We start from the raw sequence: 10,141 nt of genomic DNA, 5'->3' as shown, positions 1-10,141 counted from the left end.
AGCAAAGGAAGCTCACGATTATGCGGAGTTGGCCAAGGGTCTCATGGCCTCGACACGCTAGGTCGGATCGACCGTGGGCGGCGCGGCATACCCCTCAACTCCGCATAACGCCGGACTCGGCATAATTCTTCAGAACGGCCGGGTTGGCGAACTCGTGCTCGTCCGCGCCCACCAGCGTCATGAGGAAGGACTTGAAGCGACCGCCGCCGCCCTTCTTCTGGTCGCTGAGGTTCTCGACGTAGTCGACCGTCTCACCCACGCGGCTGGGGGACTCGCTACCCGGGAGGGTTTCGGACTCGCGGACCTTCAGCTCGGCGATGGCCGAGTCGCCCTTGAAGCCCTCCTTCATGCGGATGACCGCGACTTCGAGCAGGTAGCGCCCGGCGCGGGGGTAGCGGCCCCCGGTGGCGGCCTGGGCGGTGGCAATCTTCGTCAGTGCGTTGTTCATGGCTACGTGGGCCCTTCGGCTTGGGTTGCGTCAGCAGCGAAGTGCGCTGACCCCACGTAAATGCGTGCGGATTCTGGGAGTGGCTCAGTGCTGCTGCGCTTCTGCTTGATACCTAATAAGAGTATAGGTCGGTGGGTTGCCGCTGGGCTTTCAGTAGATGAACTGAGGTCCGCCTATAGTCCCCGCCTGTTGAACGTCTGGGCTGAGCGCTTGCTCTTGCAACGCGTGCGGTACTGCGGCGGCGTGGGTGTGGTTTGAGCGATTTACGTGCGTCTAGTGTGTTCTGAGTTAGAGCACCACACCTCGGCGGTGCACGTCCTCGGGCTAGCGGTGCCCGAGGTTGTGTTCAGGAGCGCCTTCTGGCTTATGGGTATTGGGTGTTTAATGCTCTCAAGCGCTGGGAGCTTCGACGGGTTTCTGTGGGTGCTGGGCATCGGTCTCAAAAAGTCCCATTAGCAACTGTCCTGCGTAGATGCCAAAAGCCCCCTCCCCGATGGCGATCATTGCTTTGAACTGCTCGGGATTGCCGATTGCCCCATGCGCGTATGCTGCAATTACTGCGTTGAGGTACAGCGCCAAGAGGAGAGGGAATGAGAATGCGAGTGTTGCGAACACGGCATTGACGCTTCCTCCAGAGGCCGATGATGCGCCGGCGTGTTTTGTGAAATACCTAACTATCATGGTTGTGTATGTCGCCAGCATTGGCACGATGATGCTGGCGGCCGTGGTGAATTCATCAAACTGCAACCTGACTTCAGTGATGAATGCGTAGTAGAGCAATACGAGTATCGTTGTGATGTGCGATACGATCCATGCTGCTGCTAGCAGTTCTCGCAAGCGTCGTCGTGTCATGGCTGGCTCTCCAGGAAGTTTTTTAAGTCGGAGCCTAGTGCGTCCACATACTGCTGAATCTCCGTAGCATGGTTCCTATTCATGTTTGTGGTGTAGCGGTCGTAAGGAGGAGGTTCCATGGAGTTTCCTGATGCGATATAGCCATCAAGGAGCAAGTGGATGGCGGGCTCGCTTCCCATGGATGCAGGGATGATTGCCCATAGCTCAAGACGCTCCCAGCGACTTGGGTTCGGCACTACTTCTCCGCGCATTTTGTCAATGGTGAAGCGGAGTGCCGCGTGGGCTTTCTTCTCGCGGATGAGACGTGCTTTGGGGGGGCGGTATTTCTGGGACAAGAATTTCTGGATGTTCTCTTGTAGTTGCTGTGTGTTGACTTGCCCACTAAGGGTCACTCCGCTTGGGGGGACGGGGCTTGGTCCGGATCTGGTGTACTGTTGGTCGAGTTCTATCATAGAGTTCGCCATCGCTACCATTGCGGTGATCGTGACCGAGTTGATCCTGGAGTCTTGCCGGAGTATTTGTGCCCAATGAGCTGTATGGCCTTCTGGGACGGTTACGCCAAATGCAAAGCCATCCTCTGTGCTTCTGGGGTCCTTGGGTTCAAGGCCGTATTCGTTGAGTAGCGACAAGAGTTTGGCGGTTGCTTGGCCATTCTCTTTCCAGGGGGGGGGTGAGAGGAGGGTGTTTTATCCAGGCGTAGAGTGTCCCGAAGTCTAGAAAAGGGCAGACTCTTTCCTTTTTTGAGAGTCGGCATTCGAGATCGGCTGGTGTGAATTCAAGTATCTTGATGGCCTTGGGTGTGTGTTTGAGTCCGTTGGCTGGCAGTGTGGTGGTGATTGATGGGGGGACGTGGCTGGGGATGGGTTCTATGTTGTTGGATGGGGTGGCGAGTAGTAGTAGTGCAGTGGTTGCTGAGTGAAGGGGTGTCGTCTTGTGTTTTGTCGGCCCAACGGGAAACGGCGTCGTCGCCATCTGCTTCCCTCTTTCTCGATGCTGACTTTGACGCTGGCTCTCGGTTTAGGTAGGCAGAGTATATCTATGGACTTTCTTCGTCACGCGGGCCCCTCGGCTAGGGGCCTCATGGGGCCGCCTACGTTGCTCTAGGGACTTTCAGAGTTGCTGGATTCCAGCGAGAGTTTACGGAGTCAGCACGGCGTGTGTGGTTCAGTGTCGCCAACTGTGTTCTGGGGTAAGTGCTTTCTGGGATTGGCAAGATGCAGCAGGCTGCGTTGGCTAACAGACCAGTTGACTCGCGCCCGCGAAGCACAGTTTCTGTGGTGTGCCCTCCGTCTCTTCGATGAACCGGGCGAAGTCGCGAGCCTTCTGGAAGGCCCCGACTAGCTCGTCGGTGTGTTGGTACAAATCCACCTCGACTTCATCGGCGCTCTGTCCCTGTCGATGGCATCGGCCAATGGACTGTTCCCACGCGGCGCCATCGGCGGGCGGGTTCACGAACAGCATCCGCGAGAACATCGTCAGGTTCTTCCCTGTCCCGTGGGCGCGGAGTGACGCGACGATGGACCGCTTCCCGCCCTCCCGGATGATGGTCGCCGACGCTTCCGGGCCGCCCCCGTAGAAGGACACTCCCGCCGCCTTCGCGATGCGCTCGCCCAGTTCCGGGAACTCCACCCAGACGATTCCCGGTTGTCCCTTGCGCAGCGCCCACTTCGCCGCGTCCTGCACAATGAAGTCGCTCAGCCACACGGCCTCCGTGACGTGGACGACGCGCTTGTGAATCTCGCCCCAGGCGGGCCAGGACGCCGCACGCCACGTCGGCAGGTCGCCGTCATAGGGCGGGGACTGGTGGGCGCGAATCGCGGCGCGCACGAGCAGCCCGGGGGAGTCCAGGTGCTCGGCGGGGCGCTTGAGGCGCTCGCGCAGCTCCCGGTTGAACTCCTGCCGGCGAGAGAACCAGCGAAGAATCAGCTCGGGGTCCTGCGGCGCTCCCTGAATGGCCGGGTATCGCCACCGGTGGAAGAAGCCGCTCGCGAGCTGACGCGCGCAGACGACGCGTTGCAGCTCGTCCACGAACTCCTCGCCGTCGGGGCGTTGCCCTCCGAGGGCGGTTTGAATGTGCGCGAGCAGCTCGTCGGGGACCTTGCCCGGGTCGCGCGTGCGGATGACCAGCGGCATGCCGACGGCGCTCTCGTCCGTGGCCACGACGCCCGGGGTTGCGTTGCGCCAGCGCCGATAGGCGTCACGCACCCGCCGCCGCTCGCGCTCGGCCTCGTTCTCTCCTTCGAGCGGCTCCAAGGGGGCGGCAGAGTCGACCAGCTTCAGCAGCTCCCCAGGAGGCGCAACGGCATGGCCGGGGTCCAACGCCGCGGCCCACTCCTCGACGACGTGGTGCTTGAGCGGGAGGGGGCTCCCGTCGCGTAGGGCGTACTCCGCGAGGTGGGCGTAGTCCTTCACCGTCCTCGTTGCCAGCGTGCCCGACTGGGCCACGAGGCGCGTTTCGGGGTGCTGTTCCAGGTAGCGGAGGAACCGGCCCGTGCGCGCGCTCTTGCGGTCCTTCAGCTTGTGGGCCTCGTCGCAGACGATGAGGTCTGGCCGGATGCGCGTCAGGAGGTCGGTGCCTTCCTGGGTTGAGAACTTCTCGTAGGTGATGACGTGGAGGACTGGCAAGCCAGGTCGAAACCACCTGCCGCCCGCGAGGTTGGGCAGGCGCCAGTGCCCGCCGTAGAAGTGCCAGTCGACGTCGACGAGTTGCGCGCGCAGGTTGGAGGGCAGGAGGAGCACGGCGACCTTGCACCCGGGCATGATCAGGGGCAGCAGCAGGTCGACCAGCGTCTTCCCGTGCCCCACGCCGATGGGGAAGAGCCCTCCACCCGTGCGCGCGGCCTCCAGAAGGGCAAGGCGCTGGATGGGGAGCAACGAGGACGGGCATCGCTTCCCGAGCGCCCGGCAGGTGCAACGAGCGTCAGGCGGCGCGCGCAGCGAGGCTTCCAGTGTGGCGAAGTCGCGGTCCCCGTAGGTGCGCGCGAGGTCCCGGCGTGGGAGGCCAAGAACCCGCGCGAGGTCGGGAGACCAGCCGACGGGCTGCCCCTTCGCGATGGTGGCACGGTCACCCGCGAGCTTCGCGAGGGCGACGGGCGTAGTGGTAGCGGGGCGCTCAGCGGAAATCGCCGCACCCGGGTTGAGCCGGTGGAGGAGTTTCATGCTGGAGAGCTGGCGCCCCGCGTGTGATCAGCGAATGCCGCGAACGACGACGTCGAACGCCGGTTCGAGAGCTTCGACGATGACCTGCATCAGCTCCGAGTGCGCGAGGCCGAGCGCGAAGTAGTGCCCTGGACAGGGAGGCTCGGCGCGAACGGCCATCGCCAGCGCGCCGCGCCACTTGCCGAACCCCAGCGCCGAGTCGGAGCCCGCGAAGCGCACGTCGTCAACGCCGCCGGCCTCGGCCACCTTGCGGTGCATCCTGTCGACGTAGGCGGTGAGTGCCATCGGGGGCGGCCCGTCGAACGTGGTCGGCATGCAGTCCACGAAGAGGACGCTTCGCTGACGCACCACCTCCGCGACCTGCTCGGACTTCGGAGGGCGGCCTCGACGCTTCGGCGCGGGCTGCTCGGCGACCTCGGGCGCCACCTGGACGGGATTGGGCTGGGGCGCGTCGGGCGGCAGGACGGCGGGCAGGTCGGACTTGTTGAGCAGCTTGTCACGCAGGGACATCGGTCTGTTCTCTCCTGTGAGGCACTTCGCCATGAACGGACACCCGCCGTACTTGGTGCAGGCGGGGCCGTAGTTCGCGGGCACGTCGGAAGCGCGGGCGGCTTGCGCGTGCTCCTTCATCGCTTCGACCTGGGGCTCGACCTTGGTCCGCCACTCGCGCGCGACGTGCTCGACGGGCACCGACGCGACAACGGAGGCTGCAAGGCGCTGGCCTCGGGTCTGGTAATAGAGGTGTTCGAGTTCGAGGACGCGCAGTTCGGGGAATCGCTCGACCTGGCCGAGTGCCCACGCGCCATAGCCGACCATCTGAAGACCGGGCTCAGTGTTGGCGTCGGCGAGCTGCTCGGCGCTCGCGGCATTGCTGGCGATGTTGCTCGTGAACTTGTGGTCGGTGATGCGCAGCACGCCGTCGGAGGCGAGGCGCCGCGCGTCCACGAGGTCGATGAACCCGGCGAAAGGGATGTCGCCCGCCGTCAGTGGGGGCACGCCGTCCAGGGGCTGTTCGACGAGCAAGTCAGGGCCGGGTGTCGGCAGGAGATGGGCGCCCGCCTTCGCGAATGCGCCGAGCACGTCTTCGCCCGTAGACAGGAAGTGCTCAAGCTGCGCGTGGCCTTCGGTGCCGACCTGCTGCGCCCCCGTGGTGGGCTCCGGAAGGCGCATGACCTTCTGGAAGAACCACGCGCGGGGGCACAGCTTGTGGCGCTTGAGCTGCGAGACGCTCAACCGCTGGATGACCCCGGCGATGACCGAGGCGGTGTTGCTGGGGGCGTCGCGAGAGGGCGTCACCCTCCCTAAATGAGTGCGACCTCCGAGAGTGGCTCAGCATTGACTAGGCGGCGCTCGTGCCAGGTTTGCTCTACCGGGCTCTTCGTCTATGTTGGCACTCTGCTGAGGCTCTTGGAGGTCTTGTGTCAATCGCGAATTCAATCTCTCTTGATTCTGTGGATGAGCAAATTGCTCGGCTTCGCCAAGGCGACTTTGAGAGGCCGAGCGACGCGGAGAGGATTTTGGGTGGGATTCTTGAGCCGCTATTTTTACAGGAGGGCTATGTCCTCGAACCGCCTGATGCGAGTAGGAGTCAAAGAATCGACTTCAGGGCTCGTCGAGCAAGCGTTGATGGGGCGGCCGAACTTGGAGGGGTTATTGGGGTTGAGGCGAAGTTCTATAGTGAAGGCCAGAAAGTCACGCTGGCGAGTGTGGAGCAACTGGTTGGTGCGGCACTGATGTACGGCTTTGGGCGTGCAATTCTTGTGAGCAATCGTGGATTTGAGCGCGGCGTTGTTGATGCTGTTTCGCGCGCACTGCCGCTGCAGGTGGAGTTGCTGGATCTTGACGGCCTGCAGGACTGGGTCGGCCGGCTGCGTGTGTCTAAGGTGGACGTTGAGGCAGAAATTCGTCAGGTGTTGCGCGAAGTGAGCGGCGTATTTGCTCGCAAAATTGCTGCTTCGCCGGAGGCGCTTGCTCATTTGGAATGGCGCGATGTTGAGCGAGTGATGGCTGAGGTTTTTGATGGCCTGGGTTTCGAGGTGAAGCTTACTCCTGGTTCGAAGGATGGAGGGAAGGATGTAGTGCTCGCTTGCAACGTAAGGGGAAGGCGCGCTGAGTATTATGTTGAAATTAAGCATTGGCGCTCTGCCACGCGAGTCGGTCGGGCAGCCGTGGAGCGACTGTTGAAGGTGGTAGCTGAAGAGAAGAAGGATGGTGGGGTTTTCTTGTCCACTTATGGGTTTACGAGCAATGCCTTCGAGCAACTTACTGTGATTGATAGGCAGCGACTAAGGTATGGGGGGACGGAGAAGGTGGTTTCGATTTGCCAGACCTATGTGAAGGCGCGGACGGGATTGTGGTCGCCTCCTGAGAATCTGGCGGAGATCTTGTCGTTCGAGTGAGGTCGGATTCGTGGGGAGCATTCCCAGGACGAGTTCCTCGGCCTGTCACACTCACTCTCTGTTTAAGCGTTCGAATTGGTGCGAAATGTCCCTCTCTGCTCTCCTCGCATCTCCGTGGGAGCGTTCTTCAGCTCGTCCGGGAGGTAGTAGACGAGCGGCCGAGTCCCGTCCCCCATCCGGCGCTGGCCACGGGTGAAGTGCAGTGCCTTCAGGGCCGCGCCGATTTCCCGTGAGATTCGCGGGTCGACCTGCGCCGGGTGGAGCCCGAAGGCTTCGACGCCGACGTGGAGAATCGTCACGTCGTTGGGGCGCCTGTCGGCAGGCATCTCAAGAATCCACTTCAAGATGACTTCCTTCCGGCTGTCCCCGGAGTTCTCGGCGCGGAGGGAGGCTTGCTGCTCGGCGCCCGCCGCTTCCTCGGACGTGAGCCACCACGACTCCCCCTGGTTGAAGCGCGCGACGGCTTCGGCCCAAATCTGGTCGCGGTCACGCGCGAGGGCGTCGGTGTCGATGTGGCTGCACTTCACCGGCCAGAAGCGCCGATGACCCGTCGGGTCCCGCAGGTAGTCGTCTTCGTTCGTGGTTCCGACGAACACGCACCGACGCGGTGACTTCACGGTGGTGCGTCCGTAGGGCGGCCGATAGGTGTCCTCCGTTCTGGTGAGGAACGCCTTGAGGGCCTGGTCTTCCGACTTCCGGAACGTCGTCAGCTCGGCCAGTTCAATGAGCCAATACTGAGAGGCCAGCATCGCACTGTCCTTGTTCGTCACGTCGATGTACGCGTCGGTGAAGTAGCGCCCCCCGAGGATGCGGAACGCGGTCGACTTCCGAAGCCCCTGGGGGCCCTCCAGAATCATGACCGTGTCGACCTTGCACCCGGGGCGCAGGGCACGCGCAACGGCTGAGATTGCGAACTTCGCGCCGACGGCCCGCAGGTATCGGGCATCGCCTCGGGCACCGAAGTACGTCACGAGCAAGTCATCGAGCCGCGGAGTGCCGTCCCAGACCAGTCCTTCCAGGTACTCGGCGACGGGGTCGTAGCTGTTCCGCTTCGCAACCCCGAGAATCTGCTGTGAAACGGCCAGCGCCTTGGGGCGCAAACCGAGCTGGCCATAGCTGCTCTGCTGAATCCAGTTGGCCACGAGGACATCCAGCGTCTCCAGGTCCGGATTCGTTCCGAGCGGACCTCCCTCAATCTCAAGCTGCTTGGTGCTCTCGTTGAAGCGGAGCACGCCGCGCCACTCGGGGGAGTTGAGCAGCACTGCGAAGACGTTCGCCTCGCTGTTGCGAATCTTGTTCGTGCCGTCCTTGCCCGGGTCGAGCGTGAGCTTACTCATCCAGTTGTCGGGGGATGGGGTGTCTTCCTCTCCTCCTGAATCGACCTGTGCGGGGGCCTCCGGGGCCGTGCCACCGAGCGACTTCCAAATGGCGTCATTCTCCGCGAGCCGTCCGGCATCCCGAGCCCGACGACGCTCGCGGTGGCGCCGCAGCTTGAGGACAGCCTGCTCGCACAGGTGCTCGGTGCCCTCGCGCCAATCCGTGGCCGCGAAGGACGCGAGGAACAGCTCCACGACCACGGCTTCGGGCGTTGAGAGCGGCAGGACGAAGGCGGCGCACGACATCAGCGTGTTCAGCGTCGTGTCCTGCTCGCCGACGGCGGCCAGGGCCTCGCCCGCGAGGACGCGGCGGACGATAGCGAAGTGCTCGGGCTTGCGGATGCGTCGCAGGAGGGCCCGCAGCTCGTACAGGTCGACGGGCGCCTCGGACTTCGGGGAGGGCATCGGGGCCGCCACGGTGGGCAGGCCGGCCCGGGACATGACGAGCAGCCCGTCGACGTCCAGGGGCGCTCCGTCCCCACTGGCCGCGTAGGGCTCGGCACCCAAGGGCGCGTCCGGCAGGTAGTAGATCCGTGCCAGGTCCTTCGTGGCCGGGTCGGCGGGGAGCCCGAGCATGCGGATTGCCGCCTCGCGCACCGAGGGCCACTCCCCAGGCAGGACGGGCCGGGACAGGGGCATAGCGAGCCGCAGGCAGTAGTCGTCGGGCGGGCGGTTGCTGTGGGTCGAGTGGAGGGCGTAGGCCAGCCCGTTGCGCTCAACGGTGTCGAGGAACGAGAGCTGCGACGCGCTGAGGTGGTCCAGGTCGAACACGGCGACGGTGACGGCGCGCACGTTCTCGGTGCGTCGTCGCTCGACGATGTCGACGGGGCTCCATGCCGGACCGTTCTTTGCGGGACAGCCGCGAGAGCAAGGCGACGTGGGGCACTGACTGCGACGATGGTCGACGAGCTTTGCTGACAGCTCGGGCCACGATAGGTCGACGACTTGCGGCACGTTGTCCTGAGCGGACGCGTAGAGCGCGACTCGCACAGGGGCGTCGGGGTGGACAGGAGGGACGGCAGGGGCGACTGAAGTTGGAGTGGTCACCCTGCGTAAATGGGTGTGGATTCTGGCGGTGGCTCACACGGCGATTTTTCTTCGCGGTGGCAAGCATCAAGCTGGCAGAACCACTCTGTATAACTCCCTAAGCCAAAGAAGATGTAGGAGTAAGAACAAGGGGGATGTGTACATAGAAGAGGTGAGCATGCTCTATGGATATTACGCGTACCCCTTTGGCCCCTTGTTGAGGCTGACGCTCTGTCGAGGGCGCCCGCGCTGAGCCACTCGGGGAAGTCACACCCATTTACTTGGTGAGCGGCACTCGTGCCGCAGGGCCGGATTCGTGCGGCCAAGTCCGAGTGAGGGTGTCGATACACCGTGTCTGAGACTGCGTGTGAATTGGGTGGGGCCGGCATGAGGCGTGCTTTGCGCGCGGCGATGTATCACGAGCCCAAATGTTTCAGGGCCAGCGTCGGGAGGGCCATTGCACGCTACGGGTACGCCACCGAGGCAGCACAGCAGACCGTCCTCGTGGCGCGAATCGTTCAGGCCCGAGAGGACGGGGACGCCGCGCTTGAGCGACTCCTGTCCGCCGAGCTGCTCGTGTCCGTGCGTCCCGTCATCCGGTGCGCCGTCTTCAAGTGCCTGCCGTTCGCCGGCTCGCTGTCGCCTGAAGATCTCGAACAGGTCGCCGCGATGGCCGTGCTGCGCACCGTCGACAAGTTCGACCCTTCGCGGGGACGGCAGTCGTTCGGCGATGTGGCCTACTTCCGCGCTCGGAGGTCGTGTCCCTATAAGTGTGTAGATGGCGAGGAGGGACGAGCGGGAAAGAGGGAAGCTCCTCGGTGAAACCAACCGAACCGGTCTCCTCCTGACAGAGGAGCCGAGGAGTTCCCCGACGTGGACGT

Annotated in this window: 8 protein-coding genes; 2 read left to right on the top strand and 6 right to left on the bottom strand. The window is 63.5% G+C overall.

All coding sequences use genetic code 11. The features are described 5' to 3' along the window. Nucleotides 1–94 precede the first annotated feature (94 nt). From FL311_RS36800 to FL311_RS36780, 5 genes are all read right to left on the bottom strand, one after another. Complete coding sequence (locus tag FL311_RS36800) at nucleotides 95–448, bottom strand: hypothetical protein (RefSeq protein WP_228557323.1); 354 nt, start codon at nucleotides 446–448, stop codon at nucleotides 95–97. 390 nt (nucleotides 449–838) lie between these two features. Next, complete coding sequence (locus tag FL311_RS36795) at nucleotides 839–1,300, bottom strand: hypothetical protein (RefSeq protein ID WP_141332356.1); 462 nt, start codon at nucleotides 1,298–1,300, stop codon at nucleotides 839–841. Then, nucleotides 1,297–1,929 (bottom strand): hypothetical protein, encoded by a 633-nt coding sequence (locus tag FL311_RS36790; protein WP_141332355.1) that lies wholly within the window; start codon nucleotides 1,927–1,929, stop codon nucleotides 1,297–1,299. Before FL311_RS36790 ends, FL311_RS36795 begins: the two co-directional genes overlap by 4 nt. A 604-nt stretch (nucleotides 1,930–2,533) precedes the next feature. Further along, nucleotides 2,534–4,459: a DEAD/DEAH box helicase gene (locus FL311_RS36785; RefSeq protein ID WP_141332354.1), complete on the bottom strand. Its 1,926-nt coding sequence runs from the start codon at nucleotides 4,457–4,459 to the stop codon at nucleotides 2,534–2,536. Between the two features lie 27 nt (nucleotides 4,460–4,486). Then, on the bottom strand, nucleotides 4,487–5,755 hold the full coding sequence (locus tag FL311_RS36780) for a PD-(D/E)XK nuclease family protein (RefSeq protein ID WP_141332353.1): 1,269 nt from the start codon (nucleotides 5,753–5,755) through the stop codon (nucleotides 4,487–4,489). Between the two features lie 122 nt (nucleotides 5,756–5,877). Between FL311_RS36780 and FL311_RS36775 the strand changes: the two genes are divergently transcribed. Next, nucleotides 5,878–6,858: a restriction endonuclease gene (locus FL311_RS36775; protein ID WP_194869514.1), complete on the top strand. Its 981-nt coding sequence runs from the start codon at nucleotides 5,878–5,880 to the stop codon at nucleotides 6,856–6,858. 62 nt (nucleotides 6,859–6,920) lie between these two features. Here the strand turns inward: FL311_RS36775 and FL311_RS36770 are convergent, their stop codons facing one another. Next, entirely contained in the window at nucleotides 6,921–9,026 is a 2,106-nt protein-coding gene (locus tag FL311_RS36770) for a virulence-associated E family protein (protein ID WP_228557321.1), read from the bottom strand. 645 nt (nucleotides 9,027–9,671) lie between these two features. Between FL311_RS36770 and FL311_RS36765 the strand changes: the two genes are divergently transcribed. Beyond that, a complete protein-coding gene (locus FL311_RS36765) occupies nucleotides 9,672–10,082 on the top strand; it encodes a hypothetical protein (RefSeq protein WP_141332350.1) in 411 nt (136 codons plus the stop codon). Nucleotides 10,083–10,141: the final 59 nt, after the last annotated feature.

Origin of the sequence: Myxococcus sp. AB025B (genome assembly GCF_006518215.1) — a bacterium.
GTDB lineage: Bacteria > Myxococcota > Myxococcia > Myxococcales > Myxococcaceae > Myxococcus > Myxococcus fulvus.
This window is presented reverse-complemented; position numbering and strand designations above follow the sequence as displayed.